Annotated in this window: 23 protein-coding genes; 21 read left to right on the top strand and 2 right to left on the bottom strand. The window is 71.9% G+C overall.

Annotated features, from left to right (window positions below):
* Positions 1-3 precede the first annotated feature (3 nt).
* From pyrF to DEJ19_RS10370, 5 genes are read left to right on the top strand one after another with little or no spacing between them, the layout of a single operon-like run.
* Positions 4-888, top strand: coding sequence for an orotidine-5'-phosphate decarboxylase (pyrF, locus tag DEJ19_RS10390; protein WP_258377378.1), 885 nt, complete (start codon positions 4-6; stop codon positions 886-888).
* Complete coding sequence (gene gmk / locus DEJ19_RS10385) at positions 885-1,808, top strand: guanylate kinase (protein ID WP_239001435.1); 924 nt, start codon at positions 885-887, stop codon at positions 1,806-1,808. Before pyrF ends, gmk begins: the two co-directional genes overlap by 4 nt.
* 27 nt (positions 1,809-1,835) lie before the next feature.
* On the top strand, positions 1,836-2,099 hold the full coding sequence (gene rpoZ, locus DEJ19_RS10380; RefSeq protein ID WP_017887186.1) for a DNA-directed RNA polymerase subunit omega: 264 nt from the start codon (positions 1,836-1,838) through the stop codon (positions 2,097-2,099).
* Positions 2,100-2,104: 5 nt separating this feature from the next.
* Positions 2,105-3,316 (top strand): methionine adenosyltransferase, encoded by a 1,212-nt coding sequence (metK, locus tag DEJ19_RS10375; protein ID WP_110858970.1) that lies wholly within the window; start codon positions 2,105-2,107, stop codon positions 3,314-3,316.
* A gap of 8 nt (positions 3,317-3,324) precedes the next feature.
* Complete coding sequence (locus DEJ19_RS10370; RefSeq protein WP_111232992.1) at positions 3,325-5,307, top strand: primosomal protein N' family DNA-binding protein; 1,983 nt, start codon at positions 3,325-3,327, stop codon at positions 5,305-5,307.
* Between the two features lie 123 nt (positions 5,308-5,430).
* Here the strand turns inward: DEJ19_RS10370 and DEJ19_RS10365 are convergent, their stop codons facing one another.
* Positions 5,431-5,886: a DUF4383 domain-containing protein gene (locus DEJ19_RS10365; protein ID WP_071403720.1), complete on the bottom strand. Its 456-nt coding sequence runs from the start codon at positions 5,884-5,886 to the stop codon at positions 5,431-5,433.
* A gap of 14 nt (positions 5,887-5,900) precedes the next feature.
* A complete protein-coding gene (locus DEJ19_RS10360; protein WP_111029259.1) occupies positions 5,901-6,230 on the bottom strand; it encodes a DUF8129 domain-containing protein in 330 nt (109 codons plus the stop codon).
* 134 nt (positions 6,231-6,364) lie between these two features.
* Between DEJ19_RS10360 and fmt the strand changes: the two genes are divergently transcribed.
* The 16 genes from fmt to DEJ19_RS10280 all read left to right on the top strand — a co-directional run bounded on the left by fmt (position 6,365) and on the right by DEJ19_RS10280 (position 24,819).
* Entirely contained in the window at positions 6,365-7,300 is a 936-nt protein-coding gene (fmt, locus tag DEJ19_RS10355) for a methionyl-tRNA formyltransferase (protein ID WP_111232991.1), read from the top strand.
* Positions 7,297-8,865 (top strand): RsmB/NOP family class I SAM-dependent RNA methyltransferase, encoded by a 1,569-nt coding sequence (locus tag DEJ19_RS10350; protein WP_258370742.1) that lies wholly within the window; start codon positions 7,297-7,299, stop codon positions 8,863-8,865. Before fmt ends, DEJ19_RS10350 begins: the two co-directional genes overlap by 4 nt.
* A gap of 35 nt (positions 8,866-8,900) precedes the next feature.
* The gene (rpe, locus tag DEJ19_RS10345; RefSeq protein ID WP_110864565.1) at positions 8,901-9,560 is read left to right on the top strand and encodes a ribulose-phosphate 3-epimerase; all 660 of its coding nucleotides are present in this window, start codon (positions 8,901-8,903) and stop codon (positions 9,558-9,560) included.
* 101 nt (positions 9,561-9,661) lie between these two features.
* The gene (locus DEJ19_RS10340) at positions 9,662-9,925 is read left to right on the top strand and encodes a phosphoribosyl-ATP diphosphatase (RefSeq protein WP_027465728.1); all 264 of its coding nucleotides are present in this window, start codon (positions 9,662-9,664) and stop codon (positions 9,923-9,925) included.
* Positions 9,926-9,983: 58 nt separating this feature from the next.
* Complete coding sequence (hisG, locus tag DEJ19_RS10335; RefSeq protein WP_027465727.1) at positions 9,984-10,823, top strand: ATP phosphoribosyltransferase; 840 nt, start codon at positions 9,984-9,986, stop codon at positions 10,821-10,823.
* An 11-nt stretch (positions 10,824-10,834) separates the two neighbouring features.
* Positions 10,835-11,590, top strand: a complete 756-nt coding sequence (gene hisF / locus DEJ19_RS10330) for an imidazole glycerol phosphate synthase subunit HisF (protein ID WP_232536485.1) — start codon at positions 10,835-10,837, stop codon at positions 11,588-11,590.
* Between the two features lie 25 nt (positions 11,591-11,615).
* The gene (gene hisI, locus DEJ19_RS10325) at positions 11,616-12,014 is read left to right on the top strand and encodes a phosphoribosyl-AMP cyclohydrolase (protein ID WP_110864563.1); all 399 of its coding nucleotides are present in this window, start codon (positions 11,616-11,618) and stop codon (positions 12,012-12,014) included.
* Complete coding sequence (locus DEJ19_RS10320) at positions 12,011-13,555, top strand: anthranilate synthase component I (protein WP_071403728.1); 1,545 nt, start codon at positions 12,011-12,013, stop codon at positions 13,553-13,555. Before hisI ends, DEJ19_RS10320 begins: the two co-directional genes overlap by 4 nt.
* Positions 13,552-14,250, top strand: a complete 699-nt coding sequence (locus DEJ19_RS10315; RefSeq protein ID WP_111232990.1) for a Trp biosynthesis-associated membrane protein — start codon at positions 13,552-13,554, stop codon at positions 14,248-14,250. Before DEJ19_RS10320 ends, DEJ19_RS10315 begins: the two co-directional genes overlap by 4 nt.
* A complete protein-coding gene (locus tag DEJ19_RS10310; RefSeq protein ID WP_017887200.1) occupies positions 14,247-14,486 on the top strand; it encodes an HGxxPAAW family protein in 240 nt (79 codons plus the stop codon). The genes DEJ19_RS10315 and DEJ19_RS10310 overlap by 4 nt, the downstream gene beginning before the upstream one ends.
* 19 nt (positions 14,487-14,505) lie before the next feature.
* Positions 14,506-15,291 carry an indole-3-glycerol phosphate synthase TrpC gene (gene trpC, locus DEJ19_RS10305; RefSeq protein WP_071403979.1) on the top strand — a complete coding sequence of 262 codons (786 nt, stop codon included), beginning with the start codon at positions 14,506-14,508 and terminating at the stop codon, positions 15,289-15,291.
* A gap of 100 nt (positions 15,292-15,391) precedes the next feature.
* Positions 15,392-16,606 (top strand): tryptophan synthase subunit beta, encoded by a 1,215-nt coding sequence (trpB, locus tag DEJ19_RS10300; RefSeq protein ID WP_071244754.1) that lies wholly within the window; start codon positions 15,392-15,394, stop codon positions 16,604-16,606.
* Complete coding sequence (trpA, locus tag DEJ19_RS10295; protein WP_027465720.1) at positions 16,603-17,397, top strand: tryptophan synthase subunit alpha; 795 nt, start codon at positions 16,603-16,605, stop codon at positions 17,395-17,397. Before trpB ends, trpA begins: the two co-directional genes overlap by 4 nt.
* Positions 17,398-17,493: 96 nt before the next feature.
* Positions 17,494-18,480 carry a prolipoprotein diacylglyceryl transferase gene (gene lgt, locus DEJ19_RS10290; RefSeq protein WP_071244753.1) on the top strand — a complete coding sequence of 329 codons (987 nt, stop codon included), beginning with the start codon at positions 17,494-17,496 and terminating at the stop codon, positions 18,478-18,480.
* 223 nt (positions 18,481-18,703) lie between these two features.
* Positions 18,704-23,308 (top strand): glutamate synthase large subunit, encoded by a 4,605-nt coding sequence (gene gltB / locus DEJ19_RS10285; protein ID WP_502869776.1) that lies wholly within the window; start codon positions 18,704-18,706, stop codon positions 23,306-23,308.
* Positions 23,309-23,361: 53 nt separating this feature from the next.
* Positions 23,362-24,819 (top strand): glutamate synthase subunit beta, encoded by a 1,458-nt coding sequence (locus tag DEJ19_RS10280; protein ID WP_110864561.1) that lies wholly within the window; start codon positions 23,362-23,364, stop codon positions 24,817-24,819.
* Positions 24,820-24,867 lie beyond the last annotated feature (48 nt).

The following is a 24,867-nucleotide window of genomic DNA, read 5'->3' as shown; positions in this document are numbered from 1 at the left end:
AGCGTGGCAACGACCCGGTCAGGAGGCCCGGCCTCCTTCGGCGACCGCCTCGCGTCCGCCATGGGGGAGCGTTCACCGCTCTGCGTCGGCATCGACCCCCACGCCGCCACCCTGGCGGCGTGGGGGCTCGCCCGCGACGAGCAGGGCCTGACGGCATTCAGCGCGACCCTGGTCGACGCGGCCGCCGGCCGCGCGGCGATCGTGAAGCCGCAGGTCGCCTTCTTCGAGGCGGCGGGGGTGGCGGGCTACCGTGCGCTCGACGCGACGATCCGTCGGGCACGCGACGCGGGCCTCCTGGTCGTCGCCGACGTGAAGCGGGGCGACATCGGGACCACCGGTGACGACTACGCGCTGGCGTGGCTCGACCGCGCCGGGCCGTTCGCGGCCGACGCGATGACGGTGTCGCCGTACCTCGGGTACGACTCGCTCCGGGGCACGATCGACGTCGCGCGCCGGAACGGTGCCGGGGTCTTCGTACTCGCGGCGACGAGCAACCCCGAGGCGCGGGTGCTGCAGACCGCGGTGCTCGCGGAAGGACCGCGTACCGGCCGGACGGTCGCGGCCGGTATCGTCTTGGACGTGGCAGACGACAACCGGTCCGTGGGCGATCAGGCCCTCGGCGACGTCGGGCTCGTGCTCGGCGCGACCCTTCACCTCGACGACTTCGGCATCGACGCGGACGCGATCGGCACCGCGCCGGTCCTCGCACCGGGCTTCGGTGCCCAGGGCGCCCGCATCGAGGACCTCCGTGCGCTGTACGGCGCGCGTGCCGAGCAGGTGCTCGTGAGCGAGTCGCGCGGCCTGCTGACCGACGGTCCGGACGGCGTCGCGGCGCTCGTCACCGAGCGCGCCCACCGCATCCGCACCGCACTGGCGGCGGCAGCGTGACCGACGAGCACGAGGGCCTGCCCGCCCACCGGACCCCGCCAGAGGTGGACCGGGTCGCCGCGGCGAAGGCCGCGGTGGCCGCGCGACGCGCCCGGGCCGCGGTGAAGGCCGCGATCGCGTCGGGGGAGCGCTCGGCACTCGACGTCGCCCGTGCCGCGTGGGACGACTCGCTGGTCGAGACGACCTCGGCGGAACGCTCGCTCCGGGTCCGTGACCTGCTCGTCAGCCTGCCGGGGATCGGCCCCGCACGAGCCGAGGCGATCATGGGGACCCTGCGGATCGCCCCCTCGAAGCGCCTGGGTGGCCTGGGGACCCGGCAGCGGACCGCCCTGGCGGACTGGCTCGCCGCCCGCGGTCGCAAGCGTGGCGCCTCGAAGCTCGTCGTGCTCGCCGGACCCACCGCGGTCGGCAAGGGCACGGTCAGCGCGCACATCCGACAGCACTACCCGGACGTCAACCTCAGCGTCTCCGCCACCACCCGGAAGCCGCGCCCCGGCGAGGTCGACGGCGTGCACTACTACTTCGTGGACGACGACGAGTTCGACCGCATGATCCGCGACCGCGAGCTGCTCGAGTGGGCGACCGTCCACAACTCGTACCGGTACGGCACCCCGCGCCCGCCGATCGACCGCGCGCTCGACGCCGGCGAGAAGGTCATGCTCGAGATCGACCTGCAGGGCGCCCGGCAGGTCCGCGACGCCATGCCCGAGGCGGTGCTCGTGTTCCTGCTGCCCCCGACGTGGGAGGAACTGGTGCGCCGGCTGATCGGCCGCGGGACCGAATCCGCGGAGGAACAGGCCCGTCGCCTCGAGACCGCGAAGGTCGAGCTGGCCGCGCAGGACGAGTTCGACGTGCGGATCGTGAACTCCGATGTCGGCACCGCGGCACGTGAGGTCGTAGACTTGTTCTCTGCGCCCTGACGGGTGCACTGACTTCGAGGAGACACCATGGCCAACCCCCAGGGCATCATCGACCCGCCCATCGACGACCTGCTCAGCAAGGTCGAGTCGAAGTACGCGCTCGTCATCTTCGCGTCGAAGCGCGCCCGCCAGATCAACGACTACTACGCCGACCTGCACGAGGGCTCGCTCTTCGACAACGTCGGACCGCTCGTCGACTCGACGATCGACGACAAGCCGCTGTCCGTCGCGCTCCACGAGATCAACGAGGACAAGCTCACCGTCACCAAGCAGCAGCAGCCCACCGACTGATCCCGGTGACTGCAGCTGCTCTCCGCCTCTTCACGTCCGAGTCGGTGACCGAGGGGCACCCCGACAAGATCTGCGACCAGATCTCGGACAGCATCCTCGACGCACTGCTGACGGTCGACCCGAACGCGCGCGTCGCCGTCGAGACGATGGTGACCACCGGGCTCGTGCACGTCGCCGGCGAGGTCACGACCTCCGGCTACGTCGAGATCCCCAAGCTCGTCCGTGACGTCATCACCGGCATCGGCTACAACTCGTCGGACGTCTCGTTCGACGGTGCCACCTGCGGTGTCGAGGTCTCGATCGGCGCGCAGTCGCCCGACATCGCGCAGGGTGTGGACGAGTCGCTCGACTCCCGCACCGGTGCGGTCGACCCGCTCGACCGTCAGGGCGCCGGCGACCAGGGCATCATGTTCGGCTTCGCGACGAACGAGACCCCCGAGTACATGCCGGTCGCGATCTGGCTGGCGCACCGGCTGGCCGAGCGCCTGGCCGCAGTCCGGAAGTCGGGCGAGCTGTCGTTCCTGCGTCCGGACGGCAAGACCCAGGTCACCATCGGGTACGACGGCGTCGTGCCGAAGACCGTCGAGACCGTCGTGCTCTCCACGCAGCACTCGCCGAGCGTCACGCTCGACGAGCTCACCGCGGCGATCACCGAGCACGTGATCCGTCCGGTCCTCGACCTGGTCGACCTCGACTCGTCGCACGTCGACGTCATCGTGAACCCGACCGGTCGCTTCGAGATCGGTGGTCCCCAGGGCGACGCCGGGCTCACCGGCCGCAAGGTGATCGTCGACACCTACGGCGGGGCCTCCCGTCACGGTGGCGGCGCGTTCAGCGGCAAGGACCCGTCGAAGGTCGACCGTTCGGCGGCGTACGCGCTGCGCTGGGTCGCCAAGAACGCGGTTGCCGCGGGGCTCGCCGACCGGCTCGAGGTGCAGGTCGCCTACGCGATCGGCCGTGCGAAGCCCGTCGGGCTGTACGTCGAGACCTTCGGCACCGGACACGTCGACGACGCCACGATCGAGGCCGCCATCCGCCAGGTCTTCGACCTGCGTCCGGCCGCGATCATCCGCGACCTCGACCTGCTCCGACCGATCTACGCGCAGACCGCGACCTACGGCCACTTCGGCCGCGAGCTCCCCGGGTTCACGTGGGAGCAGCTCGACCGTGTCGAGGAACTCCGCGCCGCCGCAGGACTCGTCGCCGCGACCGTCTGAAGCACCGCGTGACCACCGTCGCGCGCGTCGTCCTCGACTCGCCGCTCCCGCAGTTGGACCGTCTGTTCGACTACCGGGTGCCGGCCGAGCTCGAGGACGACTGCGTCGCGGGGGTCCGCGTCAAGGTGCCGCTGCGCACCGGGGCCCGGATGTCCGACGGCTACGTGGTCGAGATCGTCACCGAGGGTGAGTACCCCGGTGAGCTCAGCCAGATCGAGGCCGTGCTGTCCCCGGTGCCCGTGCTGGCGCCGGAGATCTGGACCCTCGCGCGCGCCGTCGCCGACCGCGCCGCGGGTGTCGCCTCGGACGTCCTGCGCCTGGCCGTGCCACCGCGGCAGGTGCGCGCCGAGAAGGCCTGGCTCGCCCGTGACACCGCGTGGTCGCCGCCGCCGGTGACCGCCCCGCCCGTCACCGGCTACGCCGACGGCGTCCTGGAGGCCGTGGTGACGGAGCACGGGCGCGCCGCGGTCGCCGCCGTGCCCCAGCCCGTGGCGGTGGGTGACGCGGACGCACCGGTCTGGGTCCCGGGGTGGGCCGCGACGCTCGCCCAGGCCGCCGCACACACGGTGGCGGCCGAGCAGTCCGCGGTGATCGCCGTGCCGGACTTCCGCGACGTCATCGACCTCGAGCGCACCCTGCTCGCCGTGCTGCCGCCGGAACGGGTGGTGCGGTTCGACGCCAAACAGACGAACGGGCAGCGCGCGAAGGCCCTGCTGCAGGCCCGCACGCACCCGGTGGTCGCGATCGGCAACCGTACGGCGATGTACGCGCCGGCGACGGAGCTCGGCCTGATCGCGATGTGGGACGACGGCGACGCCTCGTTCATCGAGCAGCGGGCCCCCTACGTGCACACGCGTGACGTGGCCCTGGTGCGGGCCGCCCAGTCCGGGGCCGCGCTGCTGTTCGTCTCACACGCGCGCAGCACCGACGTGCAACGGCTGGTGGAGCTGCACTGGCTGCAGGACGTCGTGCCCTACCGTGTGAAGACGCCGAAGGTCATCCCCACCGTGCAGCAGACCGGGGCCGAGGGGTTCGCCGCACAGGCGCGCATCCCGAGTTCCGCCTGGCGTGCCGCGCGCGAGGCCAGCCAGCACGGTGCCGTCCTGGTGCAGGTCGCGAGCCCGGGCTTCGGTACGGGGCTGGTCTGCGCCGAGTGCGGCGAACGCGCGCACTGCCGGGTCTGCGGCGGGCCGCTCGGCAGCCCGCATCGCGGCGCCACGCCCCAGTGCCGGTTCTGCGGCGCCCTGGCCGTCGGGTTCCGCTGCCCGACGTGCGGCAACGGCACCGTGAAGCCGGTCGGCCAGGGGGCACAGCGCACCGCGGAGGAGCTCGGGCGGGCGTTCCCCGGCACCCGGATCATCGTCGCGGACGGCTCCCGCCCGCTCGACGAGGTTCCCGCCAAGCCATCGGTCGTCGTCGCCACCCGTGGGGCCGAGCCGTCGGTGCCGGGCGGGTACGCCTGCGTGCTGCTGCTCGACGGCGAGAAGATGCTCGCCCGCGAAGGGCTGCGGGTGCAGGAGGACGTGCTGCGCTTCTGGACGAACGCCGCCGCGAAGTCGGCCCCCGGTGCCGAGGTGTACCTGGTCGGGATCGGCGGTCGGCTGGCGTCGGCGATGGCCCTGTGGCGGCTCGACGGTCCCGCGCACGACGAGCTCACCGACCGCCGCGAACTGCACTTCCCGCCGGCGGTGCGGGTGGCGACGATGACCGGCACCGACGAGGCCGTCACCGCTGCGGTCGAGGCCCTCGGCGACGCTGTCGTCGGTCCGGTGCTCGGCCCGGTCCCGGTCGAGGACGACGCCCTGCCGGGAACGGTCCGGGCCATCGTGCGGTTCCCGTACGCGCACGGGGCCGAGGTCGCCGCGACGCTCAAGGCCGAGGTGATCCGGCGCTCGTCGACCCGGCGGGTGCTCAAGGGCGGCAACCGCCGACGGGCCGCTCCGACGCTGCGGGTGCGGTTGGACGACGCGGAACCGTTCTCCGAGGTCTGACCGCGCCCGGGTCCGTGTGGGCCCGGGCGCTGCACGACGCAGAACGACACCGCCGACGTCGTGGGACGTCGGCGGTGTCGTTCGGGGTCTGCCGCCGTGCGGCGACCGGCTGGTGCTGGCGGGTCAGGCGTTGGCGGGCCGACGACGCTCGCGCGGCAGCACGACGCCGAGGGCGACCATGCCGATGGCGAGCACGAGGTGCAGCCAGTTGTCGGCGTTGTTCAGCGGGACGAAGTTCGCACCCGAGCTGTGGCCGGCGGTGAACAGGCCGTAGATCCACAGCACGAAGTAGACGATCCCGCCGATCACCAGGTACATCCGCGAGCCGGAGGCGCGGTTGGCGGCGAGCAGTCCGACGACGCCGAACAGCAGGTGCACGATGTTGTGCAGCACGGACACCTGGAAGATGCCGAGCAGCATGCCCATCGACTCGTGTCCGGCCCCGGCCAGGTCACCGGTCGTGATGCCCGGGACGAACCCGGCGATCCCGACGAGCAGGAACACGATGCCGACCACGAGGGCGGCCTTCTGGACGGACGAACCGGCGTAGCGGTTGGTGGCGGTGGTGACGTCGCTCATGGTGTCTCCTGATCTCAGCGCGGTTGCGCGGGGTTGGTGGGCACGCCGTGGGACGGCGGGTTGATCGTCGGACCGGCGGTGGCCGGCGTGACGTCCGCTGGTGCCGAGGCCCCCGCAGACGTCTCGGGGAGGTGCTCCGGAACGGAACCGGTCGGCTCCGCACCGCCGTCCAGGGCCTCGATCCGGTGACGGATCCGCTCCAGCACCGGCAACCGCGCGCCGTGGGCGTGCTCGTGGTCGAGCAGCACCTGGAGCTGTTCGCGGTCGAGGGCCGTCAGGTGCTCCGTCAGGTTGCCGAGCGGGACGTGGTCGAAGTCCGGGATGGGCAGGTCTCGGTCGGTCATGGTGCTCCTTCCGTCGATGCAGCCAGAACCTACGCAGCCCACGCTCTGCTGGTGCACAGGCAGTGCCGAGCACCGCGTGCTCCGGACAGGCGGTCGGGGTCGGGTGGGCCCGTCGGCGTGGGAGGATCGAACCCATGCGTCTCGTCGTCGCCGGCAGCCCCGCTGCGGCCGTCCCCACCCTCCGCCGTCTGGCGGCGTCCGACCACGAGATCGTCGCGGTGCTCACGCGGCCGGCCACGCCGCAGGGCCGGAAGCGTGTCCTCACCCCGACCCCGGTGGCCGTCGTCGCCGCGGAGCTCGGACTGCCGGTCATCGAGGCCTCGCGCGTCGACGACGCCGTCACCGCCCGGATCGCGGACCTCGACGTCGACCTCGGCGTGATCGTCGCCTACGGCGCACTGCTCCGCCGTCCGGCCCTCGACGCCCCGCGGCACGGCTGGATCAACCTGCACTTCTCCGACCTGCCGGCGTACCGCGGTGCGGCTCCCGTGCAGCGTGCGGTGATGGCCGGCGACACCCGGACCGCCGCGACGGTCTTCCAGCTGGTCGAGGCGCTGGACGCCGGCCCGGTCTACGCCGCCCTGCCCTTCGAGATCGACCCCGAGGCGACCTCGGGCGAGGTCCTCGCGGCGATGGCCGAGGTCGGCGCCGACGTGGTGGCGGACGTCGTGGACGCCATCGCCGCCGGCACCGCCGTCGCGACCGAGCAGTCCGGCGAGCCCACGCTCGCCCCGAAGCTCACGATCGACGACGGCCGCATCGACTTCGCCGCGCCCGCCGCCGCCGTGCACGCGCGGCTGCGCGGGGTCACGCCCGAGCCCGGCGCGTACGCCCACCTGGGCGAGACCCGCCTGAAGCTGCTCCGCAGCACGCTCCAGCCAGGAGGCACGCAGGACCCCGCCCCGTCGCTCGCGCCCGGTGCGCTCGCACTCCACGGCGGCCGGCTGCTGGTCGGGACCGCCGACACCCCGCTCGTGCTGCTCGAGGTGCAGCCGGCGGGCAAGAAGGCGATGGACGCCGCCGCCTGGGCCCGTGGCCTCGGCGAACTGGACGGGAAGGTCCTCGCATGAGCCCCCAGACGAAGCCCCAGGGTGCCCGCCGCGGCCCGCGTCCGGCGAGTGCCCGCCGCGTGGCGTTCGACGTGCTCCGCGCCGTGCAGGTCGACGACGCCTACGCGAACCTGCTGCTGCCGACGCGCATCCGCCGCGCCGGGCTCACCGCCCGCGACGCCGGGTTCGCGACCGAGCTCACCTACGGGTCGATCCGGATGCTCGGCCGCTACGACGTGATCATCGCGCTGGCATCCGGTCGTCGGGCCGAGAACATCGAGGCGGACGTCCTCGACGTGATGCGTCTCGGTGCGCACCAGCTGCTCGCCATGCGCACGCCGACGCACGCCGCCGTCGACGCCACGGTCGAGCTCGCCCGCGAGGTCGGTGCCCGCCGCGCGACCGGGTTCGTGAACGCCGTGATGCGCAAGATCGCCGCCCGCACCGACCAGGAGTGGGACGCCCTGATCACGGAGGGCCGCGCCGGGGACGCCCTGCTCGCCACCCGTTGGTCGCACCCGGTCTGGGTCGTCTCGGCGCTCCGCGACGCCCTGGCCGCCGAACGTTCCCGCGACGAGCTCGCCGCCCTGCTCGCCGCCGACAACGCCGCACCCCGGGTGCAGCTCGCGGCCCTGCCCGGCCTCGCCACCGACGAGGACATCGCCACCGCGACCGCCCGCACCGCTCCGGACGACGACACCGATGCCGCGTTCGCCGACGCGACCGGTGCGGACGACGTGCCCGCGGCCCTGGTGCCCGCCGACGACGAACCGGAGGCCGACGGCGCGACGGGCACCGTGCCTCCCGTCCGGGCCGACGAGCCCGTCGTGCAGGCGGACGCCGCGCCGGTGTCGCCCGTCGGCATCCGCGGCATCAGCGGCGACCCGGCGCGCGTGCCGGGCGTCGCCGCCGGACGCCTGCGCGTGCAGGACGAGGGTTCGCAGCTCGCCGCGCTGGCGCTGAGCCGCTCGTCGGACGTGCGTGCGGGCGAGCGGTGGCTCGACATGTGCGCCGGGCCCGGCGGCAAGGCCGCGCTGCTCGCCGCCGAGGCGCAGCAGGGCGGGGCGACCCTGGTCGCCAACGAACTCGTGCCCGCCCGCGCGGGACTCGTGCGGAACGCGCTCGGTGTGTTCGGTGACCACGTGCGGGTCGTCGAGGGTGACGCCCGTCGGTACGGACGCGACGGCACCGGGATGACCTTCGACCGCATCCTGCTCGACGCCCCGTGCACCGGGCTCGGCGCGCTGCGTCGCCGACCGGAGGCCCGCTGGCGGAAGCTCCCCGAGGACGTCGAGGAGCTCGCTGCCCTGCAGACCGAACTGCTCGACGCCGCCGTCCGGGTGCTCGCACCGGGCGGGACCCTGGCGTACGTGACGTGCTCGCCGCACCTGGCGGAGACCCGCGGGCAGGTTGACGCGCTGATGGGGCGGCACGGCGACCGGCTCGAGCAGCTCGACACCGCCGCGATCGTCCGGGGTGTCGCCGCACGCGACCCCGAGATCGCGGACGGCGCCACGGCGCAGCTGTGGCCGCACCGCATCGGGACGGACGCGATGTTCATCGCGCTGTTCCGTCGCGTCGACTGAGGCCCCGGCCCACGGCACGCCGGTAGGCTTGCCCGGTGACGATCCGCATCTCGCCGAGCATCCTGTCCGCCGACTTCGCGAACCTCGAGCGCGAACTCCAGCGCATCGAGACCGCTGACCTGGTGCACGTCGACGTGATGGACAACCACTTCGTCCCGAACCTGACGCTCGGGCTGCCGATCGTGCAGCGCCTGCAGCAGGTGTCGCCGGTGCCGCTCGACGTGCACCTGATGATCACCGACGCCGACCGCAACGCGCCGAAGTACGCCGAGACGGGTGCGTCGAGCGTCACGTTCCACTTCGAGGCAGCCGACGACCCGGTGGCGACCGCCGCCGCGATCCGGTCGAACGGTGCCCGGGCCGCCGTCGCCGTGAAGCCCGGTACCCCGATCACGCAGGTGCTGCACCACCTCGACGCCTACGACATGATCCTGCTGATGACGGTCGAGCCCGGGTTCGGCGGCCAGTCCTTCATGCCGTCCGTGATGCCGAAGCTCGCCGACGCCCGCGCCGCCGTCGACGCCTCCGGGCTCGACGTGTGGCTCGAGGTGGACGGCGGGATCGCCGTGGACACCGTGCCCGAGGCCGTGCGGAGCGGCGCTGACACGCTGGTCGCGGGCTCCGCGGTGTACGGCGGCGAACCCGCTGCGCGCATCGCCGACCTGCGCGAGGCCGCCGCTCGGGCTCGCTCGTGACCTGGGGAGCGCCGGAGCGCACCGGCTTCACCGAGGCGACCACTGCCTCCCGTCCGGACGGTGCGTCGGAAGCGTCAGCGGAGACCGGTAGCCTGGACCCCGTGAAGACGTTCGACGACCTGTTCCAGGAGCTCACCGAGAAGGCGCGCACGCGCCCCGAGGGCTCCGGCACCGTCGCCGAACTGGACGCCGGCGTGCACCAGATCGGCAAGAAGATCGTGGAAGAAGCCGCCGAGGTCTGGATGGCGGCCGAGTACGAGGGCGACGAGCGCACCTCGGAGGAGATCTCGCAGCTGATCTACCACCTCCAGGTCCTCATGGTCGCCAAGGGGCTCACCCCGGCGGACGTCTGGCGACATCTGTAGGAAGCGCCGCCCGGCGCACCGACGACCGCCGACGACCCCACAGAAAGCAGACCCACTGATGCTCCGCATCGCCGTGCCCAACAAGGGCTCCCTGTCCGAGACCGCGTCCGACATGCTGCGGGAGGCCGGGTACGCCGGCCGCCGCGACCCGAAGGCGCTGCACCTGCTCGACGAGCGCAACGGCGTCGAGTTCTTCTTCCTCCGCCCGCGGGACATCGCCACGTACGTGGGGTCCGGCGCGCTCGACGTCGGCATCACCGGCCGCGACCTGCTGCTCGACTCCGGGTCCGAGGCGCACGAGGTCGACGCGCTCGGCTTCGCCGACTCCACCTTCCGGTTCGCCGGCACCCCGGGTCGGTTCGCCTCGCTGCAGGACCTCGACGGCGTGCGTGTGGCCACGAGCTACCCCGGACTGGTCGGTGCGTTCCTCGCCGAGCACGGGGTCAGCTCCACGCTCGTGAAGCTCGACGGCGCCGTCGAGAGCGCCGTGCGGCTCGGGGTCGCCGACGCCGTGGCCGACGTCGTGTCGACGGGCAGCACGCTCCGGCAGGCGGGCCTCGAGATCTTCGGCCCGGTGATCCTCGAGTCGACCGCGGTGCTCGTCTCCACCGACGAGACCATCCCGGGCATCGACGTGCTCCGCCGACGGCTGCAGGGCGTCCTCGTCGCCCGTGGCTACGTGATGCTCGACTACGACGTCCCCACGGCCCTGCTCGAGCAGGCGACCGCGGTGGCGTCCGGCATCGAGTCGCCCACGGTCTCACCGCTGCACGACCGCGACTGGGCCGCGGTCCGCGTGATGATCCCGCGCGACGACGCGAACCTCATCATGGACGCGCTCTACGACCTCGGCGCCCGGGCGATCCTCGTCAGCCCGATCCACGCCGCACGCCTGTGACCCCCGGAGGCGTGTCGGTCCGGGTCATCCCGTGCCTCGACGTCAAGGGCGGCCGCGTCGTCAAGGGCGTCAACTTCCTCGACCTGCAGGACGCCGGTGACCCCGTCGAGCTCGCGGCTCGGTACTACGAGCAGGGTGCCGACGAGCTGACCTTCCTGGACGTCGGCGCCACGGTCGAGAACCGGGCGACGATGTACGACACCGTGACCCGGACGGCCGAGCAGGTCTTCATCCCGCTCACCGTCGGCGGCGGAGTCCGCAGCGTCGACGACGTCTCGCGGCTGCAGCAGTGCGGCGCGGACAAGATCGGCGTGAACAGCGCAGCGATCGCCCGGCACGAGCTCATCGGCGAGATCGCCGACCGGTTCGGTGCCCAGGCCGTCGTGCTGTCGCTCGACGTCAAGCGGTCCGACCGGATGCCCTCGGGCTTCGTGGTCACCACCCACGGCGGGCGGACCGAGTCCGACCTCGACGCCATCGCGTGGGCACGCGAGGCCGTCGAGCGCGGCGCGGGGGAGCTGCTCGTCAACTCCATCGACGCCGACGGCACGAAGAACGGGTTCGACCTCGAACTCGTGGCCGCGGTGCGCGCCGTCTCGTCGGTCCCGGTGATCGCCTCGGGAGGCGCGGGTCGCGTCGAGCACTTCGCCCCGGCCGTCGACGCGGGTGCGGATGCAGTCCTCGCCGCCAGCGTCTTCCACCGTGGCGAGATGACCGTGGGGGACGTCAAGGCCGCGCTCCGCGCGACCGGCCACGCCGTCCGCTGATCCGCCGCCGTAGGCTAGGAGCCTCATGACCGACAGCACCAGCACCGACACCGAGGCGGTCCTCGACCGCGCACACTTCGGTGCGGACGGCCTGCTCCCCGCCATCGTGCAGGAGGAATCGTCGAAGGACGTCCTCATGCTCGGCTACATGGACCGGGAAGCCCTCCGCCGCACCCTCACCGAAGGCCGTGTGACCTTCTGGTCGCGGTCGCGGAACGAGTACTGGCGGAAGGGCGACACGTCGGGACACGCCCAGTACGTCCGCGGTGCCGCGCTGGACTGCGACGACGACACGCTCCTCGTCACGGTGCAGCAGGTCGGGGCTGCGTGCCACACCGGTGCGCACCGGTGCTTCGACGTCGACCCGCTCGCGCCCGTGACCATGTCCGCCCCGGCGGACACGGCCGTGGAGCCGACCCGATGACCACCGCGACGATCTCCGAGACCCCGCACACGACCTCCCGACCGGAGTTCGACGGCCTGCTCGGCGACCACCGTGTCCTGCCGGTCGTCCGCGCGCTGTACGGCGACAGCGAGACGCCGGTCGGCGTCTACCGCAAGCTCGCCGACGGCCGCCCCGGGTCCTTCCTGCTCGAGTCCGCCGGCCAGGGCGGCCTGTGGTCGCGCTGGTCGTTCGTCGGCGTGCGGAGCTTCGGCGTCCTGACCCAGGACGGCGACCGCGCGGCCTGGATCGACACCGGCATCGACGCCGAGCGCGCCGTCGGGTCGCTCGACGGCGCGCCCCTCGAGGTCCTGGCACGGTTGCACGAGCGCTGGGCGACGCCCCGCGTGCCCGGATCGCCGCCGCTCGTCGGCGGGACCGTTGGCTTCATCGGGTGGGAGGCCGTGCGCCAGCTCGAGCACCTGCCGAACGTGCCGCCGGCCGACTTCGACGTGCCCGGACAGGCGCTGTCCTTCGTCTCCGAACTCGCCGCGCTCGACCACCGCACCGGTCTCGTGCTGCTCGTCGCGAGCGTGCTGAACGACGGCACCGACGACGCGGACACGCTCTGGGCGGACGCGCAGCAGCGCCTCGACCGCATGCAGGGCGACCTGGTGCAGCCGAGCGTCGCGACCGTGGCCGAGGCCTTCGAGATCGCCGAGCCGACCCCCACCCACCGCACGAGTCCGGCCGACTACATGGCGGCCGTCGAGCGCTCGAAGGGCTTCATCCGCGACGGTGACGTGTTCCAGGTCGTCATCTCGCAGCGGTTCGACCACGAGGTCACGGCCGACCCGCTCGACGTCTACCGGGTGCTCCGGACGCTGAACCCCAGTCCGTACATGTACTTCCTCGCCCTCGCGGACACCGCCGACGAGCGGTTCTGGATCGTCGGCGCATCGCCAGAGGCGCTGGTCAAGGTGCAGGGCGACCGCGCCATCACGCACCCGATCGCCGGGTCCCGCCCGCGCGGTGCGACCCCGGAAGCGGACGTCCACCTCGGCGAGGACCTGCTCGGCGACCCGAAGGAGCGCGCCGAGCACCTGATGCTCGTCGACCTCGCACGCAACGACCTGCAGAAGGTGTGCGAGCCGGGCACCGTCAGCGTCACCGAGTTCATGACCGTCGAGCGGTTCAGTCACATCATGCACCTGGTGTCGAGCGTCGAGGGGCGGGTGCGCCCCGACGCCTCGGCGATCGACGTGTTCCGGGCGACGTTCCCGGCCGGCACGCTCTCGGGCGCGCCGAAGCCGCGTGCGCTCGAGATCATCGACGAGCTCGAGCCGGCGAAGCGCGGTGCGTACGCCGGTGTCGTCGGGTACTTCGACTTCGCGGGTGACGCCGACCTGGCGATCGCGATCCGGACCGCCCTGATCAAGGACGGCGTGGCCCGCGTGCAGGCCGGTGCCGGACTCGTCGCGGACTCCGATCCGGAGACCGAGCACGTCGAGGCGGTCAACAAGGCCGCCGCCCCGCTGCGTGCCGTCGCCACCGCCAACCGGATGCGCGAGGTCCGCTCGTGAAGCGCTCGCGTCCGATCGTCGTCGTCGCCGGGCTCCTGGTCGCCGGCGTCATCATGCTCGCCTGGACCCAGACCTGGTTCACCGTCCGCCTGCACGCCGGCGCCGCCGTCACCTCGACGGTCGCGGCCGACGGGGCGGCGGTCGTGCCGCAGTACACCGCGCTGGCGATCGCGAGCCTCGCGCTCTTCCTGGCGATGACCATCGCGGGGCGGGTGCTGCGCATCGTGCTCGCCGCCGTCGAGATCCTGCTCGGCCTCGGCGTGGTCGTCAGCGGCATCACCGCCCTCGGCGACCCGATCGCCGCCGCACGCGGTGCCGTTGGCGAGGTCGCCGGGGTCAGTGACCTCGGTGCCGTCCGCGGTGTCGTGTCGAGCGTCTCCGTGAGCCCGTGGCCCGCCGTCGGGATCGCGGGCGGCGTGCTCGCCGTGCTGCTCGGCGTGGTCGTCATCGTGGTCCAGCGGGCCTGGCCCGGCCCGAGCCGGAAGTACGGTGCCGCCACCGCCGGAGCCGCCGCAGCAGCACGTGCAGCAGCTCCCGTCCAGCGCGACGCGGTCGTCGACTGGGACGACCTGAGCGCGGGCGTGGACCCGACCACCGCCGACGGCGCGGGCGCGGGGGCGCCGAGTGACGACACGGTAGGATCGACAGGGCGTCGCTCGACCGACGACGCCGGAGCAGAACGAGGAGCACCGTGAGCAACACTGAGCCCGCAGAACTCGGCGAAGGCCACTCGCCGGCCGCCTGGACCGCCGTCGTGATCATGCTGATCGGATTCGCGGCAGGCACGCTGTTCTTCTGGTTCGACCAGCCGTGGGGCGTCTGGGCCTCCGCTGGCGTCGTCCTCATCGGCCTCATCGTCGGTGGCGTGATGAAGAAGGCCGGCTACGGCGTCGACGGTCCGAAGTTCGTCCCCAAGCACCACGGCGAGTAGGGGTCTCCCGATGCCGAACGTGCTCGAGACCCTCGTCGCGGGCGCGCTCGAGGACGCCGCCGCCCGTCGTGTCGACCGTCCGTACTCGGACGTCGAACGCGACCTCGACCGGGTGGCGTCGCCGCTCGACGCCCTCGCGTTCCTCAGCCCGGGCGACCGGGTCAAGATCATCGCCGAGGTCAAGCGCGCCAGCCCGTCCCGCGGGTCGATGGCCGCGATCGCCGACCCGGCCGCCCTCGCCGCCGACTACGAGCGTGGCGGGGCCTCGACGATCAGCGTCCTGACCGAGGGCCGCAAGTTCCTCGGCAGCCTCGCCGACCTCGAGGCCGTGAAGGCCCGCGTCGGGGTGCCCGTGCTGCGCAAGGACTTCATCGCGGACCCGTACCAGGTGATCGAGGCCCGGGCGTCCGGAGCCGATGTCGTGCTGCTCATCGTGGCGGCGCTCGAGCAGGCGCGCCTGGTCGAGCTGCACACCCTGGCCGAAGAACTCGGCATGCGCGTGCTGGTCGAGGCGCACTCCGGTGACGAGGTCACGCGTGGCCTCGACGCCGGTGCTCGCATCCTCGGCGTCAACGCGCGGGACCTCACCGACTTCTCGCTCGACCGCGACCTGTTCGGGTCGCTCGCCGACCGCATCCCCACCGGGGTCGTGCGGGTCGCCGAGTCCGCGGTCTCCGGTCCGGCCGACGTCGCCCACTACCGGGCGGCCGGCGCCGACGTCGTGCTGGTCGGCGAAGCGCTCGTGACGGGTGACGACCCCGCCGCGACCCTGGCGTCGTTCGTCGACGCCGCCGACCGGGCCTGACCGGCTCCGCCCACGTATCGAGGCCGCCGACCGCGGCCGCACGTTCCACCCGTCCGACGCGGCCGACCAGCCGCGTCGGACTCGTCCCGGGAGACACATCGTGACCTCACTCCGCGACCTGCACGGCCCCTACTTCGGTGACTTCGGCGGACGCTTCGTCCCCGAGTCCCTCGTCCTCGCGCTCGACGAGCTCGAGGCCGCCTTCCGCCAGGCCTGGGCGGACCCGGCGTTCCGTGCGGAGCTCGACGAGCTGCAGCGCGACTACACCGGGCGCCCCTCGATCATCACCGAGGTGCCGCGGTTCGCGAAGCACGCCGGTGGTGCCCGGGTCATCCTGAAGCGCGAGGACCTGAACCACACCGGGTCCCACAAGATCAACAACGTCCTCGGCCAGGCCCTCGTCGCCCGTCGGCTCGGCAAGACCCGCCTGATCGCGGAGACCGGTGCCGGCCAGCACGGCGTCGCGACAGCGACCGCCGCAGCCCTGTTCGGCATGGAGTGCGTCGTCTACATGGGCGCCGTGGACACCGAGCGACAGGCCCTCAACGTGGCGCGGATGCGCCTGCTCGGCGCGGAGGTGATCCCCGTCGAGACCGGTTCGCGCACCCTGAAGGACGCCATCAACGACGCCCTGCGCGACTGGGTCGCCAACGTCGAGTCGACGCACTACCTGCTCGGCACGGTCGCCGGTCCGCACCCGTTCCCCGAGATGGTGCGCGAGTTCCACAAGGTCATCGGCGAGGAAGCGCGCCAGCAGGTCCTCGACCGCGTCGGTCGCCTGCCGGACGCCGTCGCGGCGTGCGTCGGCGGCGGCTCGAACGCGATGGGCATCTTCGAGGCGTTCCTCGACGACGAGTCCGTCGCACTGCACGGCTTCGAGGCCGGGGGCGACGGCGTCGAGACCGGTCGGCACGCGGCGAGCATCACGCTCGGTCGCGAGGGCGTGCTGCAGGGCGCGAAGTCGTACCTGATGCAGGACGAGGACGGCCAGACGATCGAGAGCCACAGCATCTCCGCCGGACTCGACTACCCGAGCGTCGGACCGGAGCACGCGTACCTGGCGTCGATCGGCCGCGCGAAGTACCAGCCGATCACCGACACCGAGGCGATGGAGGCGTTCCGCCTGCTGAGCCAGACCGAGGGCATCATCCCGGCGATCGAGTCGTCCCACGCCCTCGCCGGTGCCATGAAGCTCGGCAAGGAGCTCGGCCCCGAGGGCGTCGTGCTCGTGAACCTGTCCGGCCGGGGCGACAAGGACGTCGCGTCCGCCAGTCGCTACTTCGGCATCCTCGACGAGAACGCGGTGCAGCTGTGACCACGAACCGGACCGTCGCCACGACGATCGACACCGCCAACGCCGAGCGCGCCGGAGCCGTCGTCGGCTACCTGCCCGCCGGGTACCCGAACCTGCAGACCAGCGTCGACGCCGCCGTCGCCCTCGCCGAGAACGGCGTGGACGTCATCGAGTTCGGCCTGCCGTACTCGGACCCCGTGATGGACGGCCCCGTGATCCAGCGGGCGGCCGAGGAGAGCCTGGCGAACGGCTTCCGGGTCGCACAGGTCTTCGACGCCGTGCAGCAGATCACCGAGCGGGCCGACGTGCCGGTGCTCGTCATGACGTACTGGAACCCGGTGCTGCGCTACGGCGTGGACCGCTTCGCAGACGACCTCGTCGCCGCCGGAGCCGCCGGCCTCATCACGCCCGACCTCATCCCCGACGAGGCCTCCGCGTGGACCGAGGCCTCGGAACGGACCGGGCTCGACCGGGTCTTCCTCGCCGCACCGTCCTCGTCGGACGAGCGCATGCGCCAGGCGGTCGAGGCCAGCCGTGGGTTCGTCTACGCCGTCTCCACGATGGGTGTGACCGGTGCACGGGCCGGGGTCGACGTCGCCGCACGCACGGTGGTGTCGCGCCTGCGCGACGCCGGGGTCGAGCGCACCTGCGTGGGTCTCGGGATCTCGACGGCCGAGCAGGTCGGCGAGGTGCTCGAGTACGCCGACGGTGCCATCGTCGGGTCCGCGTTCGTCCGTGCGCTGGCCGACCTCGGTGTGCAGGGCGTGGCCGACCGTGCCGCCGACCTTGCCACCGGCGCCCGCCGCCGCTAGTCCAGTTCCTGTCCGGCCCGCGAGCCGCGCTACAGTGAGCGAGGCCGACGCCACGTCGACCGCGCCCCGTCAGTTCCGAAAGGCGACAGCACCTCCATGCCCCTCCTGAGCATCCCGAGCCCGAGCACCGCCTGGCAGTACTTCGACCTGACCGCCTGGCTGCGCGACGCGTTCGGCTGGTCGCTGCCCCTCGACTTCCGCATCCACGCGTACGCGATCTGCATCCTGATCGGGATCGTCGCCGCGGTCGTCCTGGCGAACCGACGACTCAACGCCCGTGGCGTCGAGCGCTGGATCATCATCGACATCGCGATCTGGGCCGTGCCCGCCGGCATCATCGGCGGTCGTCTCTTCCACGTGTTCACCCACGTGTCCGACTACTTCGGCCCCGGCATCGACCCGCTGTCCTTCCTGTACATCTGGGAGGGCGGGCTCGCCATCTTCGGGGCGCTCATCCTCGGGTCGGTCGGTGCGTGGATCGGCTGCCGTCAGGTGGGCCTGCGGTTCACGTCGTTCATCGACGCGGTCGTGCCGGGCGTCCTGCTCGCACAGGCCTTCGGTCGCCTGGGCAACTACTTCAACCAGGAGCTCTTCGGCATGCCGACGAGCCTGCCCTGGGGCCTCGAGATCGACTCGAGCAACGCTGCGTTCCCGAAGGGCCTGCCCGAGGGCACGCTGTTCCACCCGACCTTCCTGTACGAGATCATCTGGAACGTCCTCGGTGTGGTCGTCATCCTCTTCCTGGCGCGCAAGTTCACGCTGCAGTGGGGCAAGGTCCTCGGCCTGTACCTGATCTGGTACGGCGCCGGGCGCTCGGTGCTCGAGTCCATCCGCGTCGACACGAGCGAGACCTTCTTCGGCGTTCGCACCAACGTGTGGGTGGCCCTCGCCGCGGTCGTGATCGGCATCCTGATCTTCGTGGTGCAGAGCCGTCGCCACACCGGCAAGGAGCCGAGCCCGTACCTGCCGGGTCGCGGGCCCCGTCCGACCTCCGTTGTAGACTCCGAGGACACCTTCTCGGAGCACGATGACGACGCAGCAGACGGCGTCACGAGCGACGAACCGGTCACGACCACTCGCTGATCCCGTGGTGGGAGCACCCGCTCCCGACGACCACCGGTCACGTGCAGCACACCAGCAGCAGCAGCACCAGACGGTCCCCGCCACAAGCGGGGCCCAGCAACCTCGCCGGCCGGCAGGGCAACTCACTGACGGCGGGCACGGGCACCAGTCCCGCCCGCTCGGGCGGAACGCACCACCGGGCCACCGCTGTCCCTGTTCCACTTCCTCGTGAGGACGGTTCCCCATGGCGCTCCAGCCAACCCAGCCCTCGGCACCGACGAGCCTCGTGCCGCCGCACCGCCGCTTCTCCGCGATCCCGGACGCGACGGGCATGTACGACCCGGCGAACGAGAAGGACGCCTGCGGTCTCGCGATGGTCGCGACCCTGCGCGGCACGCCCGGGCACGACATCGTCGACGCGGCCCTCGGTGCGCTCCGGAATCTCGAGCACCGCGGTGCCGTGGGGTCCGACGCTGGCACCGGTGACGGCGCGGGCATCCTGTGCCAGGTGCCCGACGAGTTCCTGCGGGCCGTCGTGCCGTTCGAGTTGCCGGCAGCGGGGGAGTACGCCGTCGGCACCGCCTACCTGCCCCTGGACGACGACGCCCGCCACGCGGTGAAGGGCGCCGTCGAGCGGCTCGCCCGCGAAGAGGGCCTGAAGGTCCTCGGGTGGCGCGAGGTCCCGGTGCGTCCGGAGGTCCTCGGCACGCTCGCCCGTGCCGCGATGCCGGCGTTCGAGCAGCTGTTCGTCGCCTCCATCCGGCACGACGTGCACGGTGCCTCGTGGAGCGGCATCGCGCTCGACCGCCAGGCCTTCCGGCTCCGCAAGCGCGCCGAGCACGACAACGACCTGTACTTCATGTCGCTGTCGAGCCGCACCATGGTCTACAAGGGCATGGTCACGACGCTGCAGCTCGAGCCGTTCTACCCGGACCTCAGCGACGCGCGCTTCGCGTCGAAGCTCGCGATCGTGCACTCGCGCTACTCCACCAACACGTTCCCGTCGTGGCCGCTCGCGCAGCCGTTCCGGACGATCGCCCACAACGGTGAGATCAACACCGTGCGCGGCAACCGCAACTGGATGCGCGCCCGCCAGTCGCAGCTCGAGAGCGAACTGCTCGGCGACATGGCCCCGCTGCTGCCCATCGTGAGCCCGGGGGCGAGCGACTCGGCCTCGTTCGACGAGGTCCTCGAGCTGCTGACCCTGACCGGCCGGACCCTGCCGCACGCCGTGTCGATGATGGTGCCCGAGGCGTGGGAGAACCAGGTCGGGATGGACCCGGACCTCCGCGCGTTCTACGAGTACCACTCGATGCTCATGGAGCCGTGGGACGGCCCCGCCGCGATCACCTTCACCGACGGCTCGCTCGTCGGCGCCACCCTCGACCGCAACGGCCTGCGCCCCGGACGCTTCCTGGTCACCGACGACGGCCTCATCGTGATGGGCTCCGAGACCGGGGTCATCGACGTGCCGGCCGCCAAGGTCGTGCGCAAGGGCCGTCTGCGTCCGGGCCGGATGTTCCTGGTGGACACCGAGGCCGGCCGCATCATCGAGGACGACGAGGTCAAGCGCGAGCTCGCCGCCTCGGGTCCGTGGGGCGACTGGCTCGAAGCCGGACGCATCAACCTCAACGACCTGCCGGAGCGCGAGCACATCGTGCACACCCCGGCGTCGGTCACCCGTCGTCAGCGCGCGTTCGGGTACACCGAAGAAGAGGTCCGGATCCTGCTGCGCCCGATGGCGGCAGCGGGTGCCGAACCCCTCGGCGCGATGGGCTCGGACACCCCGATCGCCGTGCTGTCGGAGCGTCCGCGACTGCTCTTCGACTACTTCACGCAGCAGTTCGCGCAGGTGACCAACCCGCCGCTCGACTCGATCCGCGAGCAGGTCATCACCTCGATGGGGATGGGACTCGGTCCGGAGCGCAACCTGCTCTCCGCCGGTCCCGAGCACGCGAAGCAGATCACGCTCGACTTCCCGGTGATCGACAACGACCAGCTCGCCAAGGTCCAGCACTTCGAGACCGAGTCGGGTCGCCACCTGACCGTCACGATCAAGGGCCTGTACCGCGTCGACGCCGGCAAGAAGGCGATGCAGAAGCGCATCGCCGCCGTGTGCGATGAGGTCGACGCCGCGATCGAGTCCGGCAAGCAGTTCATCGTGCTGTCCGACCGCGACGGCAACTCCGAGCAGGCACCGGTGCCGAGCCTCCTGCTCCTCGCCGCGGTCCACCACCACCTGATCCGCACCGAGCAGCGCATGAAGGTCGGGCTGATCGTCGAAGCCGGCGACGTGCGCGAGGTCCACCACGTGGCGACCCTCATCGGGTACGGCGCCTCGGCGATCAACCCGTACCTGGCGATGGAGACCTGCGAGAACCTGGTCCGCGCCGGCATGATCCCCGGGATCACCCCGGAGCAGGCGGTCAAGAACGTCATCAAGGCGCTCGGCAAGGGCGTGCTGAAGATCATGTCGAAGATGGGCATCTCCACGGTGTCCAGCTACGCCGGTGCGCAGGCGTTCGAGGCCGTCGGGCTCAGCCAGGAGTTCGTCGACAAGTACTTCACGGGCACCTCGTCGATCCTGGGTGGCGTCGACATCGACGTCATCGCCAAGGAGAACGCCGAGCGGCACGCCCAGGCGTACCCGCAGGACGGCGCGGTGCTCTCGCACGAGCGACTGCAGATCGGTGGCGAGTACCAGTGGCGCCGTCAGGGCCCGCCGCACCTGTTCAACCCGGACACGGTGTTCCGCCTGCAGCACGCCACCCGTGCCCGCCGCTACGACATCTTCCGCGAGTACTCGAGCGCCGTGGACGACCAGTCCGAACAGCTCATGACGCTCCGCGGGCTGTTCCGGTTCAAGCAGGGCGCTCGGAAGCCCATCGCGCTCGACGAGGTCGAGTCGATCGAGTCGATCGTCAAGCGGTTCAACACCGGTGCGATGTCCTACGGGTCCATCTCGAAGGAGGCCCACGAGACGCTCGCCATCGCGATGAACCGACTCGGTGGCCGGTCGAACACGGGTGAGGGCGGCGAGGACGTCGACCGCCTGCTCGACCCCGAGCGCCGCAGCGCGATCAAGCAGGTCGCCTCCGGCCGGTTCGGCGTGACGAGCATGTACCTCACGCACGCCACCGACATCCAGCTCAAGATGGCGCAGGGCGCGAAGCCCGGCGAGGGCGGTCAGCTGCCCCCGGCCAAGGTCTACCCGTGGGTGGCCCGCACCCGGCACGCCACCGCGGGCGTCGGCCTCATCTCGCCGCCGCCGCACCACGACATCTACTCCATCGAGGACCTCAAGCAGCTGATCTTCGACGTCAAGCGCGCCAACCCGGCCGCCCGCGTCCACGTGAAGCTCGTGAGCCAGTCCGGCATCGGTGCGGTCGCGGCCGGTGTGACGAAGGCCCTGGCCGACGTCGTGCTCGTGTCCGGCCACGACGGCGGCACCGGCGCGAGCCCGCTGAACTCGCTCAAGCACGCCGGCACCCCGTGGGAGATCGGCCTGGCCGAGACCCAGCAGACGCTCATGCTGAACGGCATGCGCGACCGCGTCGTCGTGCAGGTGGACGGGCAGATGAAGACCGGGCGCGACGTCGTCGTGGCCGCGTTGCTCGGTGCCGAGGAGTACGGCTTCGCGACTGCACCGCTCGTGGTCGAGGGCTGCATCCTGATGCGCGTCTGCCACCTGGACACCTGCCCGGTCGGCGTCGCCACGCAGAACCCCGAGCTCCGCAAGCGGTTCTCCGGCAAGCCCGAGTTCGTCGTGAACTTCTTCGAGTTCATCGCCCAAGAGGTCCGCGAGCTCCTCGCCGAACTCGGCTTCCGCAGCCTCGACGAGGCCATCGGGCAGACCGACGCGCTCGACGTCGACCGTGCCGTCGAGCACTGGAAGGCCTCAGGGCTCGACCTCGCGCCGGTGCTCAAGGGACCGCACTTCGACGACGCCGAACCGCGCCGCCACCACCGCGAGCAGGACCACGAGCTGGACCAGCACTTCGACGTGCAGCTCATCCAGCAGACCGCGGACGTGCTCGTCCACGGCGGTTCGATCGCGCTCGACCTGCCCATCCGCAACACCGAGCGCGCCGTCGGCACCATGCTCGGCCACCAGGTGACCCTGCGGCACGGCGAGCACGGTCTGCCGAACGGTTCGATCGACGTGACGCTGCGCGGTTCCGCCGGGCAGTCGCTCGGCGCGTTCCTGCCGGCGGGCATCACGCTGCGGCTGATCGGCGACAGCAACGACTACGTCGGCAAGGGGCTCTCCGGCGGCCAGATAGTCGTCCGCCCCGACGCCGGTTCGGGCTTCGACCCCGCCGAGAACGTCATCGCCGGCAACGTCATCGGGTACGGCGCCACCCAGGGCAGCATGTTCATCCGCGGCATCGTGGGCGAGCGGTTCCTGGTGCGGAACTCCGGTGCCACGGCCGTCGTCGAGGGCGTGGGCGACCATGCGCTCGAGTACATGACGGGCGGGCTCGCGCTCATCCTCGGCGAGACCGGCCGGAATCTCGGTGCCGGCATGTCCGGTGGCACGGCGTACGTCCGAGGCCTGCGCCAGGAACACGTCAACACCGACGCCCTGGCGTCCGGCGAGCTCCGGCTCGAGGCACTCGACAGCGCCGACGTCGAGATCGTCACCGACCTGCTCACCCGGCACGCCGACGAGACGGGGTCGACGCTCGCGTCCGACCTGCTGGCGTCCGGAGACCTGAGCGACTTCGTCAAGGTGCTGCCGCGCGACTACGCGGCGGTGCTCGAGACGCGCAGACAGGCCGTCGACGAGGGGCTCGACCCCGACGGTGACATCGTTTGGAACAGGATCATGGAGGTGACCGGTGGCTGAGCGTCACGCACGTCCGGAACAGGCAGTGCCCGACACGACCTCGGAGGTGACCGGTGGCTGACCCCAAGGGATTCCTGAAGGTCCAGGAACGCGAACTCCCGCCCCGGCGACCCGTGCCCGTGCGGCTCATGGACTGGAAAGAGGTCTACGAGCAGCAGGAGTCCGGTGTCCTGAAGCGTCAGGCCGGCCGCTGCATGGACTGCGGCGTGCCGTTCTGCCACCAGGGCTGCCCGCTCGGCAACCTGATCCCGGAGTGGAACGACCTGACCTGGCGCGGTGAGGGCCGCCAGGCGATCGAGCGCCTGCACGAGACGAACAACTTCCCGGAGTTCACGGGGCGGCTCTGCCCGGCACCGTGCGAGTCGTCGTGCGTACTCGGCATCAACCAGCCCCCGGTGACGATCAAGCAGGTCGAGGTCTCGATCATCGACCAGGCGTTCCAGAACGGCTGGGTCACCCCGCACCCGCCGGAGCGCCTGACGGGCAAGACCGTCGCCGTCGTGGGCTCCGGTCCCGCCGGGCTCGCCGCCGCGCAGCAGCTCACGCGTGCCGGCCACACGGTCGCCGTCTACGAGCGGGACGACCGCATCGGCGGGCTGCTCCGCTACGGCATCCCGGACTTCAAGATGGAGAAGCGCCAGATCGACGCGCGCCTCGCCCAGATGCAGGCCGAGGGCACCCGGTTCCGTGCCGGGGTCGAGATCGGCAAGGACATCACCTGGGACGACCTGAAGTCGCGCTACGACGCGGTCGTCGTCGCCACCGGTGCAACGGTGCCGCGCGACTTGCCGATCCCGGGGCGCGACCTCGAGGGCGTGCACTTCGCCATGGACTACCTGGTCCAGCAGAACAAGGCGAACGCGGGCACGACGGTCGACAACCAGATCACGGCCGAGGGCAAGCACGTCGTCGTCATCGGCGGCGGCGACACCGGTGCGGACTGCATCGGCACCGCCCACCGCCAGGGTGCGCTGAGCGTGACGAACCTGGCGATCGGCAAGCAGCCGCCGCTCGAGCGTCCGTCCGACCAGCCGTGGCCGATGTTCCCGACCGTGTTCGAGATCACGAGCGCGCACGAAGAGGGCGGCGAGCGGCACTTCCTCGCCTCCACCGTCGAGTTCCTGTCGAACGACGCAGGCGAGGTCCGCGCACTGCGGGTCGCCGAGACCGAGTACCTCGACGGCCGGCGGGTCCCGAAGGCGGGCAGCGAGCGGGAGATCCCGGCCGACCTCGTCCTCATCGCGATGGGCTTCACCGGCCCCGAGGCGGACACGATCGAGCCGCAGCTCGGTCTGCCGACCACGGGTTCCGGGGCGCTCGACCGCCGTGCCGACTACGCGACCAACGAGGCCGGCGTGTTCGTCGCCGGCGACGCGGGTCGCGGGCAGTCGCTCATCGTGTGGGCGATCGCCGAGGGCCGCGCCGCGGCCGCACAGGTCGACGAGTACCTCGAGGGCTCCACGATCCTGCCGGCACCGGTCAAGGCGACCGACCGGGCGATCTCCGTCTGATGTCGGACGCGCACCAGATGTCGGACCGCCGCCAGACGGCGGACCGTC

It is taken from the genome of Curtobacterium sp. MCSS17_016, assembly GCF_003234255.2.
GTDB lineage: Bacteria > Actinomycetota > Actinomycetes > Actinomycetales > Microbacteriaceae > Curtobacterium > Curtobacterium flaccumfaciens.
The sequence above is the reverse complement of the archived record's forward strand: the minus strand, read 5'-3'. Positions and strand labels throughout refer to the sequence as shown.

Excerpts from the sequence above, each read along its gene's own strand:
- rpoZ (WP_017887186.1), top strand. The coding sequence starts at position 1,836 with ATGGCCAACCCCCAGGGCATCATCGACCCGCCCATCGACGACCTGCTC.
- DEJ19_RS10365 (WP_071403720.1), bottom strand. The coding sequence starts at position 5,886 with ATGAGCGACGTCACCACCGCCACCAACCGCTACGCCGGTTCGTCCGTC.
- DEJ19_RS10360 (WP_111029259.1), bottom strand. The coding sequence starts at position 6,230 with ATGACCGACCGAGACCTGCCCATCCCGGACTTCGACCACGTCCCGCTC.
- fmt (WP_111232991.1), top strand. The coding sequence starts at position 6,365 with ATGCGTCTCGTCGTCGCCGGCAGCCCCGCTGCGGCCGTCCCCACCCTC.
- DEJ19_RS10350 (WP_258370742.1), top strand. The coding sequence starts at position 7,297 with ATGAGCCCCCAGACGAAGCCCCAGGGTGCCCGCCGCGGCCCGCGTCCG.
- hisG (WP_027465727.1), top strand. The coding sequence starts at position 9,984 with ATGCTCCGCATCGCCGTGCCCAACAAGGGCTCCCTGTCCGAGACCGCG.
- hisI (WP_110864563.1), top strand. The coding sequence starts at position 11,616 with ATGACCGACAGCACCAGCACCGACACCGAGGCGGTCCTCGACCGCGCA.
- DEJ19_RS10320 (WP_071403728.1), top strand. The coding sequence starts at position 12,011 with ATGACCACCGCGACGATCTCCGAGACCCCGCACACGACCTCCCGACCG.
- lgt (WP_071244753.1), top strand. The coding sequence starts at position 17,494 with ATGCCCCTCCTGAGCATCCCGAGCCCGAGCACCGCCTGGCAGTACTTC.
- gltB (WP_502869776.1), top strand. The coding sequence starts at position 18,704 with ATGGCGCTCCAGCCAACCCAGCCCTCGGCACCGACGAGCCTCGTGCCG.